17 protein-coding genes and 1 pseudogene are annotated in these 18,901 nt (G+C 75.0%); 11 read left to right on the forward strand and 7 right to left on the reverse strand.

Features of this window, described 5'->3' with window-relative positions; translation table 11 throughout:
- Positions 1–267: 267 nt before the first annotated feature.
- Entirely contained in the window at positions 268–900 is a 633-nt protein-coding gene (locus AB0F82_RS29260) for a TIGR03085 family metal-binding protein (protein ID WP_362632663.1), read from the reverse strand.
- Between the two features lie 91 nt (positions 901–991).
- Here AB0F82_RS29260 and hisI point away from each other — a divergent pair, with 91 nt between their 5' ends.
- The 11 genes and pseudogenes from hisI to lgt all read left to right on the forward strand — a co-directional run bounded on the left by hisI (position 992) and on the right by lgt (position 10,294).
- Positions 992–1,360: a phosphoribosyl-AMP cyclohydrolase gene (gene hisI / locus AB0F82_RS29265; RefSeq protein WP_356815544.1), complete on the forward strand. Its 369-nt coding sequence runs from the start codon at positions 992–994 to the stop codon at positions 1,358–1,360.
- A 17-nt stretch (positions 1,361–1,377) separates the two neighbouring features.
- Positions 1,378–2,868 (forward strand): anthranilate synthase component I, encoded by a 1,491-nt coding sequence (locus tag AB0F82_RS29270; RefSeq protein ID WP_362632666.1) that lies wholly within the window; start codon positions 1,378–1,380, stop codon positions 2,866–2,868.
- Between the two features lie 14 nt (positions 2,869–2,882).
- Complete coding sequence (locus tag AB0F82_RS29275) at positions 2,883–3,575, forward strand: TIGR02234 family membrane protein (protein WP_362632668.1); 693 nt, start codon at positions 2,883–2,885, stop codon at positions 3,573–3,575.
- 121 nt (positions 3,576–3,696) lie between these two features.
- The gene (locus AB0F82_RS29280; protein ID WP_030662148.1) at positions 3,697–3,948 is read left to right on the forward strand and encodes an HGxxPAAW family protein; all 252 of its coding nucleotides are present in this window, start codon (positions 3,697–3,699) and stop codon (positions 3,946–3,948) included.
- Positions 3,949–4,016: 68 nt separating this feature from the next.
- Complete coding sequence (locus tag AB0F82_RS29285) at positions 4,017–4,553, forward strand: DUF2752 domain-containing protein (protein WP_390074986.1); 537 nt, start codon at positions 4,017–4,019, stop codon at positions 4,551–4,553.
- A gap of 172 nt (positions 4,554–4,725) precedes the next feature.
- Positions 4,726–5,535, forward strand: a complete 810-nt coding sequence (trpC, locus tag AB0F82_RS29290; protein ID WP_030032547.1) for an indole-3-glycerol phosphate synthase TrpC — start codon at positions 4,726–4,728, stop codon at positions 5,533–5,535.
- Between the two features lie 8 nt (positions 5,536–5,543).
- Positions 5,544–5,735, forward strand: a complete 192-nt coding sequence (gene trpM, locus AB0F82_RS29295; RefSeq protein ID WP_045324077.1) for a tryptophan biosynthesis modulator TrpM — start codon at positions 5,544–5,546, stop codon at positions 5,733–5,735.
- Between the two features lie 204 nt (positions 5,736–5,939).
- Entirely contained in the window at positions 5,940–7,211 is a 1,272-nt protein-coding gene (trpB, locus tag AB0F82_RS29300; protein WP_356815548.1) for a tryptophan synthase subunit beta, read from the forward strand.
- Complete coding sequence (gene trpA / locus AB0F82_RS29305) at positions 7,208–8,035, forward strand: tryptophan synthase subunit alpha (protein WP_362632672.1); 828 nt, start codon at positions 7,208–7,210, stop codon at positions 8,033–8,035. The genes trpB and trpA overlap by 4 nt, the downstream gene beginning before the upstream one ends.
- Positions 8,036–8,130: 95 nt before the next feature.
- Positions 8,131–8,925: pseudogene (locus tag AB0F82_RS29310) on the forward strand (DsbA family protein); the annotation flags it as partial.
- Between the two features lie 313 nt (positions 8,926–9,238).
- Entirely contained in the window at positions 9,239–10,294 is a 1,056-nt protein-coding gene (lgt, locus tag AB0F82_RS29315) for a prolipoprotein diacylglyceryl transferase (protein ID WP_362632676.1), read from the forward strand.
- A 96-nt stretch (positions 10,295–10,390) separates the two neighbouring features.
- Here lgt and AB0F82_RS29320 read toward each other — a convergent pair whose 3' ends face one another.
- The 6 genes from AB0F82_RS29320 to AB0F82_RS29345 all read right to left on the reverse strand — a co-directional run bounded on the left by AB0F82_RS29320 (position 10,391) and on the right by AB0F82_RS29345 (position 18,430).
- A complete protein-coding gene (locus AB0F82_RS29320) occupies positions 10,391–11,206 on the reverse strand; it encodes an HpcH/HpaI aldolase/citrate lyase family protein (protein ID WP_362632678.1) in 816 nt (271 codons plus the stop codon).
- Positions 11,203–12,378 (reverse strand): CaiB/BaiF CoA transferase family protein, encoded by a 1,176-nt coding sequence (locus tag AB0F82_RS29325; RefSeq protein ID WP_362632781.1) that lies wholly within the window; start codon positions 12,376–12,378, stop codon positions 11,203–11,205. Before AB0F82_RS29325 ends, AB0F82_RS29320 begins: the two co-directional genes overlap by 4 nt.
- Positions 12,379–12,611: 233 nt before the next feature.
- Entirely contained in the window at positions 12,612–13,589 is a 978-nt protein-coding gene (gene rbsK / locus AB0F82_RS29330) for a ribokinase (RefSeq protein WP_362632680.1), read from the reverse strand.
- A complete protein-coding gene (locus tag AB0F82_RS29335; protein ID WP_362632682.1) occupies positions 13,586–15,310 on the reverse strand; it encodes an ADP-ribosylglycohydrolase family protein in 1,725 nt (574 codons plus the stop codon). Before AB0F82_RS29335 ends, rbsK begins: the two co-directional genes overlap by 4 nt.
- Before the next feature lie 539 nt (positions 15,311–15,849).
- Positions 15,850–16,995 (reverse strand): ADP-ribosylglycohydrolase family protein, encoded by a 1,146-nt coding sequence (locus AB0F82_RS29340; protein ID WP_362632684.1) that lies wholly within the window; start codon positions 16,993–16,995, stop codon positions 15,850–15,852.
- A 130-nt stretch (positions 16,996–17,125) separates the two neighbouring features.
- Entirely contained in the window at positions 17,126–18,430 is a 1,305-nt protein-coding gene (locus AB0F82_RS29345) for an ADP-ribosylglycohydrolase family protein (RefSeq protein ID WP_436842185.1), read from the reverse strand.
- Between the last annotated feature and the right edge of the window lie 471 nt (positions 18,431–18,901).

Here is an 18,901-nt window from a genome sequence, read left to right on the forward strand (position 1 = left end):
TGTGGGGTCGGTGGGGGGTGTCCCCGCAGGACGAGCGCGCACCGGCGGGTACGGCCGAGAAGGTCAGTCCCGCGCGAGCCGAGGAGACACCCCCCGGCGGCCCCGCACCTCCACCCCCCTGTCCCGACCCCGACCCGGGGGGCACACCCCAGCCCCGCCGGCCTTTGAGGCGCGGCCACCGGCCACCGGCCCGCAGCCGGAGGGGAGCAGGGGCAGCGCCCCCCAAGGCACCGGCCCGTACCCGGGGCACCGGCCCGCAGGCGGGGGCTAGATGCCCAGGGCGGCAGCGGTGAGCATGGCGATCGCGTCCTTCTCGCCGTCCAGCGACACCGCGGCAGACGCCTGGCGGCCGAAGCAGAACAGCGTCAGTTCCCCCGGCTCGCCCGTCACCGTCACCACCGGCACGCCCTTGTGCGCCACCGCCGTTCGCCCGTCCGGGCGGCGCAGTACCAGGCCCACCGGCGAGCGGCGGCCTGTCAGGCGGGCCAGCTTCTCCAGGCGGGACCACAGAGAGTCCGAGAACACCGGGTCCAGCTCACGCGGGGACCAGTCGGGCTGGGCCCGGCGGACGTCCTCGGCGTGGACGTAGAACTCCACCGCGTTCGCCGCCTCGTCGATCTGCTTCAGCGCGTACACCGACATCCGCGGCGGCCCGGTCCGGATCAGCTGGATGAGCTCCTCGTACGGCTTGGCCGCGTACTCCTCCATCGCCTTGTCCAAGCGGGCCTTCAGGACGTTCAGCAGGAGCCCGCCCGCCGCGTCGGGCCGCCGTTCCCGGACGACCACGTGCGCGGCCAGCTCGCGACAGGTCCAGCCGTCGCACAGCGTGGGGGCCTCCGGGCCGGCCGCCTCCAACAGGTCCGCCAACAGCAGGCGTTCACGCTTCGCATGGGTAGACATGCCAGCCAGCCTACGACCGGATCGCGCCGGACGCCCGCCCATCAGGCGGACATGGATCATTCCGCCCGTCCTCGCCCGGCACAATGGCTCCATGAGTACGTCCCCCCGCCCCGGCAACCTCGACCCCGCCGTCGCCGCGCGCCTCAAGCGCTCCGCCGACGGGCTGGTACCGGCCATCGCCCAGCAGTACGACACCGGTGAGGTGCTCATGCTCGGGTGGATGGACGACGAGGCCCTGCACCGCACCCTGACCACCGGCCGCTGCACGTACTGGTCGCGCAGCCGCCAGGAGTATTGGGTGAAGGGGGATACTTCCGGCCACTTCCAGCACGTCAAGTCCGTCGCCCTCGACTGCGACGCCGACACCGTGCTCGTCAAGGTCGACCAGGTCGGAGCCGCCTGCCACACCGGTGCCCGCACCTGCTTCGACGACGATGTCCTCCTCCGCGCAGCCGACTAGGCAGGGGTCCCCACGCAATGGATCTTGAGACGTTCCGCAAGCTCGCGGCCGACCGCCGCGTCATCCCCGTGAGCCGCAAGCTGCTCGCCGACGGGGACACGCCCGTCGGGCTCTACCGCAAGCTGGCCGCCGAACGCCCCGGCACCTTCCTCCTGGAGTCCGCGGAGAACGGCCGGTCCTGGTCCCGGTACTCCTTCGTCGGGGTCCGCAGCGACGCGACCCTGACCGTCCGGGACGGCCGCGCGCACTGGATCGGCACCCCGCCCGTCGGCGTACCCACCGACGGCGACCCGCTCGACGCCCTGCGCGCCACCGTCGAGGCCCTGCACACGCCCCGCGACCTGGCGGGCGGCATGCCCCCCTTCACCGGCGGCATGGTCGGCTACCTCGGCTACGACATCGTGCGCCGCCTGGAGCGCATCGGCGAGCACGGCAGCGACGACCTGGAGCTGCCCGAGCTGACGATGCTGCTCACCTCCGACCTCGCGGTGCTGGACCACTGGGACGGCACCGTCCAGCTCATCGCCAACGCCATCAACCACAACGACCTCGACTCCGGGGTCGACGAGGCCCACGCGGACGCCGTGGCCCGCCTCGACGCCATGGAGGCGGACCTGGCCCGGCCCGCGCCCTACGTGCCGGCCCCGCTGCCCGCCTCCGAGCTGCCGGAGTTCTCCGCCCTGTGGGGCGGCGAGAAGTACCAGGCGGCCGTCGAGGACATCAAGGAGCGGATCCGGGCCGGCGAGGCCTTCCAGGTGGTGCCCTCGCAGCGGTTCGAGACCTCCTGCGAGGCCTCCGCGCTGGACGTCTACCGGGTGCTGCGCGCCACCAACCCGTCCCCGTACATGTACCTCTTCCGCTTCGAGAACGGCTTCGACGTCGTCGGCTCCAGCCCCGAGGCGCTGGTCAAGGTCGAGGACGGGCGGGCCATGGTCCACCCCATCGCCGGCACCCGCCACCGGGGCGCGACCCCGCAGGAGGACAACGACCTCGCCGAGGAGCTGCTGGCCGACCCCAAGGAGCGCGCCGAGCACCTGATGCTCGTCGACCTGGGCCGCAACGACCTCGGCCGGGTCTGCGAGCCGGGATCGGTGGAGGTCGTCGACTTCATGTCGATCGAGCGCTACTCGCACGTCATGCACATCGTCTCCACCGTGACGGGGCGCGTGGCCGGGGGGAAGACCGCATTCGACGTGCTCACCGCCTGCTTCCCGGCCGGCACCCTCTCCGGGGCGCCCAAGCCGCGCGCCATGCAGATCATCGAGGAGCTGGAGCCCTCCCGCCGCGGACTCTACGGCGGCTGCGTGGGCTACCTGGACTTCGCCGGCGACTCCGACACGGCCATCGCCATCCGTACGGCCCTGCTGCGCGACGGCACGGCGTACGTGCAGGCCGGCGCCGGTGTCGTCGCCGACTCGGTGCCCGAACTGGAGGACAACGAGTGCCGCAACAAGGCCGCCGCCGTGCTGCGCGCGGTGGCAGCGGCGAACCGCCTGAGCGGCTCCTGAGGGCGTAGGGGATAGTGGGGTACGTGAGTGCCGTACCCCCGCCCCGATCCGATGCCTCCGCCGAGCCCGGGCCCGAGGCCGCCGACAGCCGCAGCAGCCGCCGCAGCGTGGCCGCGGCGCTGCTGCTCGGCGCGCTCGGCGCCACCGTCGTCCTGCTCGCCTCCGGCCGGGTCTGGGCCCGGGGCACCGCCGCCATCGGCAGCGACTCGCTCCGGCTCAGCGCCGACGGGCGGGCCGTGACCGGCCTCCCGGCGGCTCTGGCCATCGTGGGCCTGGCCGCGCTGGTCGCCGTTTTCGCGGTACGGGGCAAGAGCCGGCTGCTGGTGTCGGGCCTGCTCGCCCTCAGCGGCCTCGGCGCGGCGCTGTCGGCCCTCTTCGGCTCCGACGGCCGCAGCGCCCTGGACGCGCAGGCCGTCCGTACGACCGCGGACAGCGCGGCCCACGTGGCCGGCCTGACCCAGACGACGTGGCCGTACGTCACGGCCGCCGGCGCGGTCCTGATCCTGGCCGCCGGACTGCTGGCGCTGCGCTTCGGCAGCGGCTGGCCCTCGATGGGAGGCCGCTACGAGCGTGACGGCAGCCCACGTCCGCGGGCCGTCGCGGCGGTGGATCCCGACCGGCCGGAAGATCTGTGGAAGGCTCTGGACCGCGGCGAGGACCCGACCGCGGACCCGACCGCGGACCCGGGCGGCGACCGGACCCGCTGACCCGGCCCCTGAGCCGACCCCCCTGGACGGCGAAGCCGTCCGGTGCGGGACAATGTCACCGAGCGTTCGCACAGACCGCACGTTCGACACAGCAGCGCGACAGAGCAACGAGGAGCAACTCATGGCGGGCACTAGCCACGGACACACCCCGGCCGCCTGGACCGGTGTCATCATCGCCTTCATCGGTTTCTGCATCTCCGGCGCCTTCATGGTGCTCGCGAACCCGCTGGGCTTCTGGGCCGGTCTCGTCGTCGTCGCGCTCGGCGGTGTCGTCGGCCTGGCGATGAAGGCCGCGGGCATGGGCGCGCCGAAGGCCGCCCACAAGGACCTCGCCGAGGTCATCGCCGCGAACAAGGTTCCTGCCAAGGCCTGAGCGCGCCGTCTGCGCCGGTCCTGGAAGAGAGCCGAAAGGCGCGGCCCCGCCGGGCTGCGCCTTTTGTCGTGAGCGGAGAGAATCAGCAGGTGGACGCCTCCAGCACCCCCGACGCCGTGCCCGGTCCGCCGGCCGGGCACGCCGTACCTGCGGTGCCTGCCGTACCTGCGGTGCCCGCCGTATCCTCGGTGCCCGCCGAGCGGGCGTCCCGGGCCGGGCGGCTCGCCGCCCCGGCGCTCTACCTGGCGGCCGCCGGCGCGGCGTTCACGTACGTGGGCACCGTGGACCCCAATGAGCCGGGCCACTACCCGGTCTGCCCGCTGCTGCGGCTGACGGGCATCCTGTGCCCGGGCTGCGGCGGGCTGCGCAGCGCGCACGCGTTCGCCCACGGGGACCTGGCCGCCGCTTTCGGGTCGAACGCCCTCGCCGTCGTCGGCTACTTCGTCTTCGCGGGTTTCATGGCCCTGTGGCTGGTTCGCGCCTTGCGCGGCGGGCCGGTCCCGAGGATCGTCCTGCGTCCCGGCCACTGGTGGGCGGTGGGCGCGGTGCTACTGGTTTTCGCCGTTGTCCGAAATTTCTCTTTCGGGTCGGCGCTGGCGCCCTGAGCCCCGTGTACAGCGGGGATGAAGGGCGTATTCCGAATGTCCAGTTACTGGGACGCCGTCAACCGGGTGCGGAGGGCGACGCCTCCGCCGGATACCATTTGATTGCCGACCTTGCAGTGGTACGTGTCTGCAGGGCGGCCGACCGTCATCGACCCGGAAGGGGGCCGCTCGCGTGAGTGTGCTCGACGAGATCATCGAAGGGGTCCGCGAAGACCTTGCCGAACGGCAGGCCCGCGTGAGCCTCGACGAGCTCAAGGAGCGTGCCGCCAAGGCGCCCCAGGCCAAGGACGGCGTCGCGGCCCTGCGCGGCGACGGCGTCAAGGTGATCTGCGAGGTCAAGCGCTCCAGCCCCTCCAAGGGTGCGCTGGCCGCGATCGCGGATCCGGCCGGGCTCGCCGCGGACTACGAGGCAGGCGGTGCGGCGGTCATCTCCGTCCTCACCGAACAGCGCCGGTTCGGCGGCTCGCTGGCCGACCTGGAGGCCGTCCGCGCCCGCGTGGACATCCCGATCCTGCGCAAGGACTTCATCGTCACGGCGTACCAGCTCTGGGAGGCCCGCGCCTACGGCGCCGACCTCGCGCTGCTGATCGTCGCCGCCCTGGAGCAGGAGGCCCTCGTCTCCCTCATCGAGCGGGCCGAGTCCATCGGCCTCACCCCGCTCGTCGAGGTCCACGACGAGGAGGAGGTGGAGCGTGCGGTGGCCGCCGGCGCCAAGATCATCGGTGTCAACGCCCGCAACCTCAAGGACCTCAAGGTCGACCGCTCCACCTTCGAGCGCGTCGTCGGCGAGATCCCGCCCCACATCGTCAAGGTCGCCGAGTCCGGCATCCGCGGACCGCACGACCTGATCGCCTACGCCAACGAGGGCGCCGACGCCGTCCTCGTCGGGGAGTCCCTGGTCACCGGCCGCGACCCGAAGGCGGCCGTCGCCGACCTCGTCGCCGCCGGGGCCCACCCCGCCCTGCGCCACGGACGGAGCTGACCCGTCCCATGGCCCACGACCGCCCCTCCGTCCGCACGCGGCGCGTGCCGACGGCGTACGCGCCCCTGGCGCGCGGCTGCCGCCCCCGCGGCTGCCGCGCCCCGGCCCGGCGTGTCCACGGGCGGCGGGTCCGGTACGTGATCGGCTCCGAGCCCGGCCAGGTCAACGGCATGCGATGGCGCCGCGGAGACGCGCCGTAACGAGGGCTGCCGCGGCCCGGTACGCGAGACGTACCGCGTCGCGAGGCGGTCCCGTACGGCCTGCTGCCCGGGCCGACCGGCTCCAGGAGCGGGCCGCTCCGCACGTACGCCGACATCCCCCAGCGGGGTGTCCCGCGGCACGGGCGGGCGGCGCAATACGGTGAAACCACCCGCCGCATCTCGCACCCGTAGGAGCACTGGATCATGTCCAGCGAGTTCTTCATCCCGGACCCGGAGGGTCACGTCCCCAACGCCGAGGGCTACTTCGGCGACTTCGGCGGAAAGTTCATCCCGGAGGCGCTCGTCGCCGCCGTGGACGAGGTCGCCGTCGAGTACGACAAGGCCAAGGGCGACCCGTCCTTCGCGGCCGAGCTCAACGACCTCATGGTCAACTACACCGGCCGCCCGAGCGCCCTCACCGAGGTGCCCCGCTTCGCCGAGCACGCGGGCGGCGCGCGGATCTTCCTCAAGCGCGAGGACCTCAACCACACCGGCTCGCACAAGATCAACAACGTGCTGGGCCAGGCGCTGCTCACCAAGCGCATGGGCAAGACCCGCGTGATCGCCGAGACCGGCGCCGGCCAGCACGGCGTGGCCACCGCCACCGCCTGCGCCCTGTTCGGCCTCGAATGCACCATCTACATGGGCGAGGTCGACACGCAGCGCCAGGCGCTGAACGTCGCCCGCATGCGCATGCTGGGCGCCGAGGTCATCGCGGTGAAGTCCGGCTCGCGGACCCTGAAGGACGCGATCAACGAGGCGTTCCGCGACTGGGTCGCCAACGTGGACCGCACCCACTACCTCTTCGGCACCGTCGCCGGCCCGCACCCCTTCCCGGCGATGGTCCGCGACTTCCACCGGGTCATCGGTGTCGAGGCGCGCCGCCAGATCCTGGAGCGCGCCGGCCGGCTGCCCGACGCCGTCGCGGCCTGCGTCGGCGGCGGCTCCAACGCCATCGGCCTCTTCCACGCCTTCATCCCGGACGCGGACGTCCGCCTGGTCGGCTTCGAGCCCGCCGGGCACGGCGTCGAGACCGGCGAGCACGCGGCCACGCTGACCGCCGGCGAGCCCGGCATCCTGCACGGCTCCCGCTCCTACGTCCTCCAGGACGAGGAGGGCCAGATCACCGAGCCGTACTCCATCTCGGCGGGCCTGGACTACCCGGGCATCGGCCCGGAGCACTCCTACCTCAAGGACACCGGCCGCGGCGAGTACCGCGCGGTCACCGACGACGCCGCCATGCAGGCCCTGCGCCTGCTGTCGCGCACCGAGGGGATCATCCCGGCGATCGAGTCGGCGCACGCCCTCGCCGGCGCCCTGGACCTGGGCCGGGAACTGGGCAAGGACGGCCTGCTGGTCGTCAACCTGTCCGGCCGCGGAGACAAGGACATGGACACGGCCGCCCGCTACTTCGGCCTGTACGACACCGACGGTGAAGTCGCCGACAACGAGTTCTCCGAGGGGGACGACAAGTGAGTTCCACGCACGGGCGCGGCAACATCGAGCTGCTGGGCGCCACCCTCGCCAAGGCGAAGTCCGAGGACCGCGCGGCCCTCGTCGCCTACCTCCCCGCGGGCTTCCCGACCGTCGACGGCGGCATCGAGGCGGTCAAGGCCGTCATCGCCGGTGGCGCGGACGTCGTCGAGATCGGCCTGCCGCACAGCGACCCGGTCCTGGACGGGCCGGTCATCCAGACCGCCGACGACATCGCCCTGCGCGGCGGCGTCAAGATCGCCGACGTGTTCCGCACGGTCCGCGAGGCCCACGAGGCGACCGGCGCCCCGATCCTGGTGATGACCTACTGGAACCCCATCGACCGCTACGGCGTCGAGCGGTTCACGGCCGAGCTGGCGGCCGCGGGCGGGGCCGGCTGCATCCTGCCGGACCTGCCGGTCCAGGAGTCCGCGCTGTGGCGCGAGCACGCGGAGAAGCACGGTCTGGCGACCGTCTTCGTCGTGGCCCCCAGCAGCAAGGACGAGCGCCTGGCCACCATCACGGCGGTCGGCTCCGGCTTCGTCTACGCCGCCTCGCTGATGGGCGTCACCGGAACCCGCGAATCGGTCGGCAACCAGGCCCAGGACCTGGTCCGCCGCACCCGGGCCACGACCGAGCTCCCCGTCTGCGTGGGCCTCGGCGTCTCCAACGCCGCCCAGGCCAAGGAGGTCGCGGGCTTCGCCGACGGCGTGATCGTCGGCTCGGCCTTCGTGAAGCTGCTGCTGGACGCGCCCGACCTGCCGGCCGGGCTCGACGCCGTACGGGCGCTGGCCGGCGAGCTCGCGCGGGGCGTCCGCAGGGGCTGAGGCAAACCGGACACCCGATCGGGTTCTGTAGTCCGATCGGGTGGAATGGTCGGCAGGGAGGCACGCGAGTGCCTCCCTGCTTCGTTTGGCGGAGCGTGAGCGAGAAGAACGACGGTGCGAACCGCGATGCGACGAAACGATCGGCCCGGGAGCGACTCCAAGCGGAGCGTGAGCGGCAGAAGACCCGGGACAAGCGCCGGCGGACCCTGATCGTCGCGGCGGCGGTGGTCGGCGTACTGGGCCTGGCGACGGTCGTGGGCGTGATCGCGGCCAATGCCGGCAAGGGCGACAAGTCCGACTCGGCGGGCCCGGTGGTCGCCCCCTCCGGCGCCACCGGCAAGGACGCCCTCGCCATCCGGACGGGCAAGCCCGAGGCGAAGTCCACCCTCACCGTGTGGGAGGACTTCCGCTGCCCGGCCTGCAAGTCCTTCGAGGACAGCTACCGGGACACCGTCCACGAGCTGGAGGCCAAGGGCCTGCTCAAGGTGGACTACCACCTGGTCACGCTCATCGACGGGAACATGGGCGGCAGCGGCTCCCTGAAGGGCGCCAACGCGGCGGCCTGCGCGCAGGACGCCGGAAAGTTCGCCGAGTACCACGACGTCCTCTTCCAGAACCAGCCGCAGGAGGTCGACGACGCCTACGGCAAGAACGCCAAGCTGCTGGAATTGGCGGGCAAGGTCGAGGGGCTGGACACACCCGAGTTCCGCAAGTGCGTCGAGGACGGCACGCACAACAGCTGGGTGGCCAAGTCGCACGAGGCCTTCGCCGCAGGGAAGTTCCGCGGCACGCCGACCGTGCTGCTCGACGGCAAGGACATCTTCTCCGACCAGGCCGCCCCGCTGACCCCGCAGAAGCTGAAGGAGCAGGTGGAGGCGGGCGCCAAGGGCTCCGGGGGAGCCGGGGCCAAGGGCGCGGAGAAGGAGACGGGCAAGGAGTCCGGCAAGGACACCGGGAAGGACGCGGGCAAGGACACCGGGAAGGGCGGGGCGAAGGCCTCACCTTCGGCGTCGAGGACGGCGTCGACGGCCTCGAAGGGCACCGCGAACGGCTCCGTGATCGGTTCCGGCACCAGGTCGGGCAACGGCACCGGGACCGGGTCCTCGGGGGACTGACTTCCGCCGATCCATGTCTGGATTTGGTTTCGACCCTGCCGGGCGGGTTGCGGTATGCACCGTCCGGCAGGGTAGCGTCAGGTCTGCCATGGACATTGCTTACATCCCCAGTCCGTCGACCGGCGTGATCCATCTCGGACCGATCCCGCTCCGCGGCTACGCGTTCTGCATCATCATCGGCGTCTTCGTCGCCGTCTGGCTCGGCAACAAGCGCTGGATCGCGCGCGGCGGAAAGCCGGGCACGGTCGCGGACATCGCCGTGTGGGCGGTGCCGTTCGGGCTGGTCGGCGGTCGCCTCTACCACGTGATCACCGACTACCAGCTTTACTTCGGCGAGGGCCGCAACTGGGTCGACGCCTTCAAGATCTGGGAGGGCGGCCTCGGCATCTGGGGCGCCATCGCGCTCGGCGCGGTGGGTGCCTGGATCGGCTGCCGGCTGCGCGGCATCCCGCTGCCGGCCTGGGCCGACGCCCTCGCCCCCGGCATCGCCCTGGCCCAGGCCTGCGGCCGCTGGGGCAACTGGTTCAACCAGGAGCTCTACGGCCGGGCCACCGACCTGCCGTGGGCGGTCGAGATCAGCGCCGGCCCGAACCGGGACGCCGGGACCTATCACCCGACCTTCCTGTACGAGTCGCTGTGGTGCATCGGCGTCGCCTTCCTGGTCATCTGGGCCGACCGCCGCTTCAAGCTCGGGCACGGCCGGGCGTTCGCCCTGTACGTGGCCGCGTACTGCGTCGGCCGCGGCTGGATCGAGTACATGCGCGTCGACGAGGCGCACCACATCCTGGGCGTCCGGCTGAACGTCTGGACCTCGATCGTCGTCTTCGTGCTCGCCGTCGTCTACTTCGTGCTCTCCGCGAAGCTGCGGCCGGGCCGCGAGGAGGTCGTCGAGCCCGACGCCCCCGGCGGCAAGGACGGCAAGGGCAAGTCCGAGGCCGAGGAGGGCACGTCCGACGACAAGGCCGAGGACAGGACGGACGGCACGGCCGAGTCCGAGTCCGAGTCCGAGTCCGGCTCCGTGCCGAAGGACTCCCTGCCGACCCGCGCCCCGCGCGCCGACGCCGAGGTACGGGAGGGCGCCGTCAAGGCCGACCTGCGCCAGCCGGCCGTCGACGCCGAGGCCCCGGAGGCCGACAAGGCCTGACGGCGGCGCCGCCGCCCCCGTCACGGCGCCGCACCCGGCAAGCGTTCTGGCTTCCGCCGGGGTGGCGGTGTCCGCGCCGGCGCGGACGGCGGGTTCTCAATGGACCGGGTTCCGCGCGGCCAGCGCGAGGGTGCGGTGCGCCGACGCCACGACCGCCGGATCCACGAACCGGCCGTCGGGCAGGGCCAGCGCGCCGGGCGCGGCCCGAGCCGCGCTGAGCACCTCCACCGCGGCGCTCACCTCCTCGGGCGCCGGGAGGTAGGCCCGCTCGATCACCGGGAGCTGGCGCGGGTGGATCGCGGCCCGGCCGAGGAAGCCGAGGGACCGGCCGCGCGCGCAGGAGACCGCCAGCGCCTCCAGGTCCCGGATGTCGGGGAACACCGACTGGGCCGGGGGCGCCAGACCGGCGGCGCGCGCCGCGACCACCACCCGGGAGCGGCACCAGTCCAGTCCCTCCTCCGCGCCGACCGCCAGGTCCGCCCGCAGGTCCGCCTCGCCGAGGGAGAGCCCGCGCAGGGCCGGGTGCGCGCGGGCGATCTCGTACGCGCGCTCCACGCCCAGCGCCGACTCCAGCAGGGCGTGCAGGCTCACCCCTCCCGCGCGGTCGGCGGCCGCGGCGATCTGCTCCGGGGCACTGATCTTGGGCAGCCGCAGTCCCGCGAGCCCGCGCAGCCCGGCGAGCGCGGTGAGGTCGGCGCCGCCCCACGGGGAGTCGAGGGCATTGACGCGGACGTGGACGGGGACCGCGGGCCGCTCGGCGAGCAGCTCGACGGTGGCGGCACGGGCGTACTCCTTGCGGGAGGCCGCCACCGCGTCCTCCAGGTCGACGATGACGGCGTCGGCCCCGCAGGCCAGAGCCTTCGCGACCACCGCGGGGCGGTCGCCGGGCGCGTACAGCCAGGTCAGGATCACAGTGCCCCCTCGGTTCGCAGCGCGGTGATCTCGGAGCCGGTCAGTCCGAGCTCGGCCAGCACCTTGGCCGTGTCCGCGCCGTGCGGGCGGCCGGCCCAGCGGATCCCGCCGGGGGTATCGGACAGCCGGAAGAGGATGTTCTGCATCCGCAGGGGGCCCAGCTCCGGATCCTCGATCTCGGTCACCGTGTCGAGGGCCGCGAACTGCGGGTCGGCCATCACGTCGCGGACGTCGTAGACCAGCGCGACGGCCGCCTCGGCGTCCTCGAAGGCGCCGACGACCTCCTCCGCCTTGCGGCGGGCGATCCAGCCGCCGACCGCCTCGTCGAGGACGTCGGCGTGCCGGGCCCTCCCGTCACCGGTGGCGAACCACGGCTGGGCGATCAGGTCCGGCCGGCCGACCAGCCGCATCACGCGCTCGGCGATCGACTGGGCGGAGGCGGAGACCGCCAGCCAGCGGCCGTCGGCGCTGCGGTAGGTGTTGCGGGGGGCGTTGTTGGCGGAGCGGTTGCCGGTGCGCGGCTGGACGTAGCCCAGCTGGTCGTACCAGAGCGGCTGCGGGCCGAGCACGGTGAGGATCGGCTCGATGATGGCCAGGTCCACGACCTGCCCGTGCCCGGTGCGGTCGCGCCCGGCGAGCGCCGTCATCACGGCATACGCGCAGGTCAGCGCGGCGATCGAATCGGCGAGCCCGAAGGGCGGCAGGGTCGGCGGGCCGTCCGGCTCCCCGGTGACTGCGGCGAAGCCGCTCATGGCCTCGGCGAGGGTGCCGAAGCCGGGGCGGTGGGCGTACGGGCCCTGCTGGCCGAAGGCCGTGACGCGGGCCAGGACCAGGCGCGGGTTGGCGGCGGACAGCTCGGGCCAGCCCAGGCCCCACCGCTCCAGGGTGCCGGGGCGGAAGTTCTCGATGACCACGTCGGCGGTGGCGGCGAGCCGCAGCAGGGTGTCCCGGCCGCCGGGGGTGGACAGATCGAGGGTGATGGTCCGCTTGTTCCGGCCGAGCAGCTTCCACCACAGGCCGATCCCGTCCTTGGCGGGGCCGTGACCGCGGGAGGGGTCGGGGACGGCCGGGTGTTCGACCTTGACGACCTCGGCGCCGAAATCACCGAGCAGGGTCGCGGCGAGCGGCCCGGCGAAGAGGGTCGCGAGGTCCAGCACCCGCAGCCCGCGCAGCGGCCCGGGTCCATGCCCTTGCCCTGCCCGTGGCCCTGGCCGGGCGTCGGCGGGTTGGGGTGCGGTGCCCGTGCCGGGGGCTCCGGTGGGGGCGGGGGCTTCGGCGGGGCCGGGCGCGCGCCGGGGCGTCTCCTCGGGCGCCGAACGGTGCTCGGGGTCCGACAGTGCGGCGGCGGTGCGTTCGGCGCCCTGCGGGGACCGCCCCGGCACACTCCCGGCCCCGGCGGAGTACGTCACGAGGCGGCTCCGGCCTCGGCCTCGGCGTCGCCGGGGCCGGAGGCGGCGGCCGGGGCCGCCTGCCCGTGCTCCGCCTCCCACCCGGCCAGGGCGAAGGAGTCCGTCTCGGCGCGCGTGGGCATCGAATCCTGGGCGCCGTGGCGCTGCACGGAGAGCGCGGCCGCCGCCGAGGCCCAGCGCAGTGCCTCGGGCATCGGCCGGCCCTCGCCCAGGGCCACCGCCAGGGCCCCGACGAAGGTGTCCCCGGCGGCGGTGGTGTCCACGGCCCGGACCCGGGGCGCGGGCACGGTCAGCGGGTCCTGGCCGCGCGCCGCGTGGAGGACCCCCGCCGCGCCGAGGGTGATCACCACCTCGGACACGGTGGTCAGCAGTGCCTCGGCGGCCTGCCGCGGATCGGTCAGGCCGGTCAGGGTGGCCGCCTCGTGCTCGTTGGGCACCAGGAGGTCGGTGGCGGCGAGGAGTTCGGCGGGCAGGGGCTGCGCCGGGGCCGGGGTGAGCACCGTACGGACGCCGTGCGCTCGGGCGGCACGGGCGCCGGCGAGTACGGCGGGCAGCGGCAGTTCGAGCTGGAGGAGGAGGGCGCCGGCGGCGGCGATCCGGGCCTCGTCCCCCGCTTCCAGGCCGGTGACGCTGCCGTTCGCGCCCGGGATGACGACGATGCGGTTGCCGCCCTCGTCGTCCACGGTGATGTGCGCGGTGCCGCTGGCGCCCTCGACGGTGCGCAGGCCCGCCGTCTCGACGCCGGCGGCGGTGAGCGCGGAGCGCAGCCGTACGCCGAACTCGTCGGCCCCGACCGCGCCGATCATCACCACCTTCCCGCCGGAGCGGGCGGCGGCGACGGCCTGGTTGGCGCCCTTGCCGCCGGGGACGGTCCGGAAGGCGCGGCCGGTCACCGTCTCCCCGGGGAGGGGGGCCTTGGGGACGTAGGCGACGAGGTCCATGTTGGTGCTGCCGAGCACGGCGATGGCCGTCATGAGCGTGCTGCCTCCTGTGCGGTGAGGTGGGCGAGGGTGTCGAAACCGATGCCGTCGAAGCCGGGGACGGTGGTGGCGAGGCGGTTCTTGAGGGGGGCGGTCCAGCGGTGGGGGATCCGTTCCGGGGAGCCGGCGAGCAGCCCCGCGAGGGCGCCGGCGGTGGCCCCGTTGGAGTCGGTGTCCCAGCCGCCGGACACGGTTCGGCAGACGGAACGGGTGAAGTCCCCGTCGGCGTGGGTGAGGGCGGCGGCGATCAGGGCGGTGTTCGGGACGGCGTGGACCCAGTGGTAGTGCCCGTAGCGGGCGTGCAGCCGGTCGACTACGGATTCGAAGTCGGCGTCCTCGGTGGCCGCCCGGATCCCGAAGCGGATCGCCTCGGCGAGCCGGGAACGGGGCGGTACGGCGGCCAGTCCGGCCCGCAGCGCGGTGTGGACGTCCGCTCGGCCGGTGGCCGCGGTGGCGGTGGCGGCGGCGACGAAGAGGGCGGCGTAGACGCCGTTGCCGGTGTGCGTCAGGGCGGCGTCCCGATAGGCCTGGGCCGCGGCGGCGTGCGGGTCGCCGGGGTTGGTCCAGCCGTGCACGTCGGCGCGGATGAGGGCGCCGATCCACTCGCGGAAGGGGTTGTGGTGGGTGGCCGTGGCGGGGGGCTCCAGGCCGAGCAGGAGGTTGCGGTACGCGACGCGCTCGGCGGTGAAGGTCCGACCGGCGGGCAGCTCGTCGAGCCACAGGCGGGCGACGTCGGCGGTGGTGAAGCCCTTGCCGAAGCGCTGGAGCAGGCGCAGGTTCAGCAGCGGGTAGTTGAGGTCGTCGTCCTCGGGCATGCCGTCGATGTTCTCGGCGAGGGAGGTGGGGGCGGAGCGGCGGTTCCAGGGGTACGCGGCCAGCAGCTCCGCGGGGACTCCGCGAGCGGTGAACCAGTCGTCCAGCGGCCAGTTGCCCGCGGCGCGGGCCAGCGCCCGGATCCCGTCGAGGGGCAGCTTCTCGACGGGCTTGCCGAGCAGGCACCCGACGGCCCGCCCGACCCACGCGGCCTCCAGCCGCCCCCACAGCCCGCCCGGGAGCTGGTACGGGTCGGGGCAGGTCCCGCGCGGAGGGACCCGCGCGGGTCCCTCCGCGGATGAGGCCCGCGCCCGGCACCCCGGCGCGGGCCCGGCCACCGGTCTCGTGCCCTGCGGCAGCGCTCGGGACTCCTGGCCGCGGACAGGGCGCCCCGGGTCGGCGGTGGCGCGCCCGGGGCGTGCCTCGCCCTCGGCTTCCGGGTCCGAGCCTGCGGCCCCACGGCCGGGGCGGGGGCCTTGCGGCAGTGTTCGGGGGTCCTGGCTGCGCGCCCGGGGCCCCGGGTCGGCGGTGGCGCGTCCGGGGTGTGCGGGCTGCGTCCTGCCCTCGGCTTCCGGGTCCGGATCCGCGGGCTCACGGCCGGGGCGGGGGCGCGGCGGGTCGGCGGGTGGCGGGGGGCAGGCCGCGACGATGGCGTCCCAGGAGGTCGGCTCGTCGGCGGACGACGGGGAGGGCAGGTGGGCGAGTTCGTCCAGCAGACGGGCCGCCAGCGCACGCAGGTGCGGGGGCGCCGGGGCCGGCGAGGCCCCGGCGCGCTCGGGCGCCGGGTGCCCCCCCGCGGCGGACCACGCCCGCAGGGCGGGGCCGGCGTCGCGGCCGTCCTCGGCCGCCTGGCGCAGCTCGTGCCCCACGAGATCCTCGGGCTGGGCCCAGGTCAGCCGCACACCGTCGCCCCCGCCGCCGCGGGCGCGGGACCCATCCGCCGATGGTCCGGCCGAGTGCCTGTCGGCCGCCGCCGGGTCCGCCACGGGCCCGGCGGCGGGTACGCCGACAAGGGCCGCCCTCGCGGTGCCCGCGGTAGCCGGGTGCGGACCGGTTGCTGCGCGGGGCTCGGGCCCGGCGGCGGGTTCCCGAGGGGCGAGTGGTGGCTCCGGCGTGCCGGGGCCCGCCGTCGGGGGTGCTGAGCCGGGGCCGGGCTTCGGGTGGGCGGAGGCCGAGCCGTCGGCCGGGTGCTGGCCGGCGGCTGTGCCGGGGGCACTGGGGCGGTCGCGAGCGTCGACGCCCGCTCCGGCCGCCCGGCGGGCAGCCTTCGGCCCGGTGGACGGCGTCTCCCCCTCGCCCGGGAACCGGCTGGTGGAAGGGGGACGGGCGTCGGCCGCCTGACGGGTAGCGGCGGCGTGTGGCGGCTCCGGCGTGCCGGGACCCGCCCTCCGGGGCGTCGTGGGGCCGGTGGGGAGGGAGGGGCCGCAGGGCGGGGAAGGGGTCATCGGGGGGTGGCGATCGTGGCGAAGGCCGATTCGTGGGCGCGGCGGCGGGCACGGTCGTGGGCGAAGATCTCCCGGGTCACCGCGGCCAGCGCCACGGCCGGGGCGTGCAGGTCCAGGCGGCTGGCCTCGGCGACCTGCTTCGCCCAGACGGCCGGGACCGCCGCCTCGCCGCCCAGGGCTCCGGCGATCGCCCCCGCCATGGTGGCGATGGAGTCGCAGTCCCGCCCGTAGTTGACCGCCCCGAGCACGGCCCCCTCGTACCGGCCGTCCGCGACGAGCAGCATCCCCAGCGCGATCGGGAGTTCCTCGATGGCATGGAGGCGGGACGGGCGGCGGGCGTCGAGCGACGGGCTGCGGTAGTCCGGGCCGACCGAGTCGTACGGGGCCACCGCCGCCCGCAGCGGCGCGAGCGCCGACTCGAAGTCCCGGTGGGCGCGAGCCGCTTCGCGGACGGCCGCGATCGCCGCCCGCGTGCCGTCCTTCGCCAGGGACAGCGCCGTGTCCACCACGCTCGCGGCCGTCGCCCCCGGCATGCACGCCGCCGCCACGGCCGCCGCGAACACCCCCGCCGCCTCCCGCCCGTACGAGGACTGGTGCGCGCCGGCGATGTCGAGGGCCTCCGCGTAGGCCCCCGCCGGGTTGCCCGCGTTGGCGATGCCCACTGGAGCCATGTACATGGCCGCACCGCAGTTGACGATGTTGCCGGTGCCGGCCTCGCGGGGGTCGACGTGCGCGTAGTGCAGGCGGGTCACCATCCACTTCTCCGCGAGGAAGACCCGCTGCAACGGCAGTGCCTCCGCCTCCAGCTCGGGGATCCAGCGCGGGGTGGACATCAGGTCGGGGACCAGGTGCTCGGCGACGGCGTAGGCGTCGAGGTGGTCCCGTACGGTCTCGTAGACCCGGACCAGCGCGTGGGTCATCAAGGTGTCGTCCGTGACGTGCCCGTCGCCCTTGTGGTACGGGGCGATGGGGCGGGCCGTGCGCCAGTTCTCGTGCCACGGGCCGACGATGCCGTGGACGCGGCCGCCGTGCCGTTCGACGATCTGGTCCGGTGTCCAGCCCTCCACGGGGCCGCCGAGCGCGTCACCGACGGCGGCGCCGACGAGGGCCCCGCAGGCCCGGTCCTCCAACGTGAGCGTCATTCCACTCTCCTTGTCCGGAAACCCTGGTCGCAGCCAGTGCGTGCGGGAGGTCTACCACCTTGCCCCGGGCGGGCCCGCGCGGGCGTGGTCGACACGTCCTGAGCGTCGTCGCGGGGCTGAAAGTCGCCGATCACACGTGCGGCCTCCGCTCCGGAGGGGCGGCCTTGGGCGAGGTGAGCTCGGTGCCGGCGAGGAGCGCGGCCAGTTGCACGAGGTCGGTGCCGGCGAGGCGGGGGAGCGCGCAGCCGGAGAGGGTGCGGCAGGCCTCGCGCCAGGCGGCGGGGATCGAGTCGCCGCCGCCGATCACCCCGGTGAGCGCGCCGGCGAGGGCGGGGGCGGAGTCCGCGACGCGGGACAGGCACGCGGCGGCCGGTACGGCCTCGGTCGTCCTTCCGCGGGCGGCGGTCGCGAGGGCGAGGGCCACGGGGACGGTCTCGGCGGCGGCGATGCCGTAGCTGTACACGTGGTCCACGATCTCGTGTTCGAGGGTCGGGACGATGGCGAAGGCGCCGCCGTCCGCGTGGGCGCGGGCCAGTCCGACGGCGTGGCGGGCGTTGCGGCCGATCTCGGTGGCCGCGGGGAGCTGGGCGAGGGCGGCGTCCACGGCGGCGTCGACATCGGCGGTGGTGAGGGCGGTGGCGACGGCGGCCGCCATGGCGCGGGCGCCGTGCACGCCGTCGCCGTCCTGGGTGTAGCGGGCGTCGAACTCGGCGAGGTCGGCGGCTGCCTCGGCGTCGCCGGGGTGGACGACGGCGAGGACGCAGGCGCGGATGCAGGCGGCGTCGTCGAAGTAGTGCGGGTTGTCGTGGCCGGTGGCGGGCGGGCGCAGGCCGGTGGCGAGGTTGCCGAGGCCGGCGCGTACGGAGATCCGCGCCCGCAGGGGCAGCACGGCGGACTCGACTTCGGGTGCGCGTTCCGCTGCCGCGGCGACTTCGGAGGCGAGGGCGTTCCAGGCGAGGTCGATGGCGGCGCGCATGCGGCGGGAGCGGGAGAGGTCGCTGAGGAGGACACCGGCGGCGGTGAGGACGGACTCGGCCACGAAGGCCGCCCACTCGGCGTCGTCGGAGGGGCCGAGGCGCAGCGGCTCGGGGGGCTGGTTGAGGGCGATGGGGACGGGGAGGGTGGTGGTGGCGTTCTGTTCGGCGAAGGTGTCGAGCTCACGGGTGAGGCGGCGGGTCCACTCGGGCATCCGGCTGGCGCGGTGGCGGGCCGCGGGCCAGCCGGCCGCGTCGCCTGCGGCGAGCCCGAGGAGGAGGCCTTCGATGGGGCGGCGGTCGTGGGTCGCCGATTGCGCCGGCCGGGTGTCCGCGGGGTGCGGCGCCGGCAAGGACCGGATGACGGCCCGCAGCGGAGCGGCCTCGTCCGGCGCCGCAAGCCCGGCGGGCCGGGCGTCCGCCACCGCCCGCAGCGGCGTGCCGGCCGGCACGGGCAGCAACCGTCCGCCCGAGCCCGCCGCCACGGCGCCGGCCCGGGCCTCCGCAGCCGGTACGGCCTGCGGCCGCCCGTCCGCCGTCGGCGCGGAGGCGGCCCGGTCCGACGGAGCGCCCCGGCGCGGGAGGCCGGCCGCCACCGGCTGGGACCCGGCACCGTGGCCTGCCGTCAGGCTGATCGGTACGGGCCGTGTCCGCGCCCCCGGGCCCAGGCCCTCGCCTGCGTCGGACCCCGGGCCGGGGTGCCGCAGTCGCCCGTCCGGCCCGCGTTCCGCGGGGGCCGCCGGGTCGCCCGTCGGGGGCTGCGGCCTCGCTCCCGCGAGGCCCGCCGGGTTTGCCGGTACGAGCTGTGGCTGGGCTCTCAGGCCCGGGTCCGCGCCGTTGCCGGCCCTGGTCGGTACGGCCTGCGACCGCTCGTCCGGCCCGCGTTCCGCGGGGGGCGCCGGGTCTGTCGCCGAGGGCGGCGGCGGGGCGGG

This window comes from Streptomyces virginiae (assembly GCF_040638905.1).
Classification (GTDB): Bacteria; Actinomycetota; Actinomycetes; order Streptomycetales; family Streptomycetaceae; genus Streptomyces; species Streptomyces virginiae_B.

Coding starts and splice junctions, on each gene's coding strand:
- AB0F82_RS29340 (WP_362632684.1), bottom strand. CDS start 16,995: ATGACGCTCACGTTGGAGGACCGGGCCTGCGGGGCCCTCGTCGGCGCC.
- lgt (WP_362632676.1), top strand. CDS start 9,239: ATGGACATTGCTTACATCCCCAGTCCGTCGACCGGCGTGATCCATCTC.
- trpB (WP_356815548.1), top strand. CDS start 5,940: ATGTCCAGCGAGTTCTTCATCCCGGACCCGGAGGGTCACGTCCCCAAC.
- hisI (WP_356815544.1), top strand. CDS start 992: ATGAGTACGTCCCCCCGCCCCGGCAACCTCGACCCCGCCGTCGCCGCG.
- AB0F82_RS29260 (WP_362632663.1), bottom strand. CDS start 900: ATGTCTACCCATGCGAAGCGTGAACGCCTGCTGTTGGCGGACCTGTTG.
- AB0F82_RS29270 (WP_362632666.1), top strand. CDS start 1,378: ATGGATCTTGAGACGTTCCGCAAGCTCGCGGCCGACCGCCGCGTCATC.
- rbsK (WP_362632680.1), bottom strand. CDS start 13,589: ATGACGGCCATCGCCGTGCTCGGCAGCACCAACATGGACCTCGTCGCC.
- AB0F82_RS29280 (WP_030662148.1), top strand. CDS start 3,697: ATGGCGGGCACTAGCCACGGACACACCCCGGCCGCCTGGACCGGTGTC.
- trpM (WP_045324077.1), top strand. CDS start 5,544: ATGGCCCACGACCGCCCCTCCGTCCGCACGCGGCGCGTGCCGACGGCG.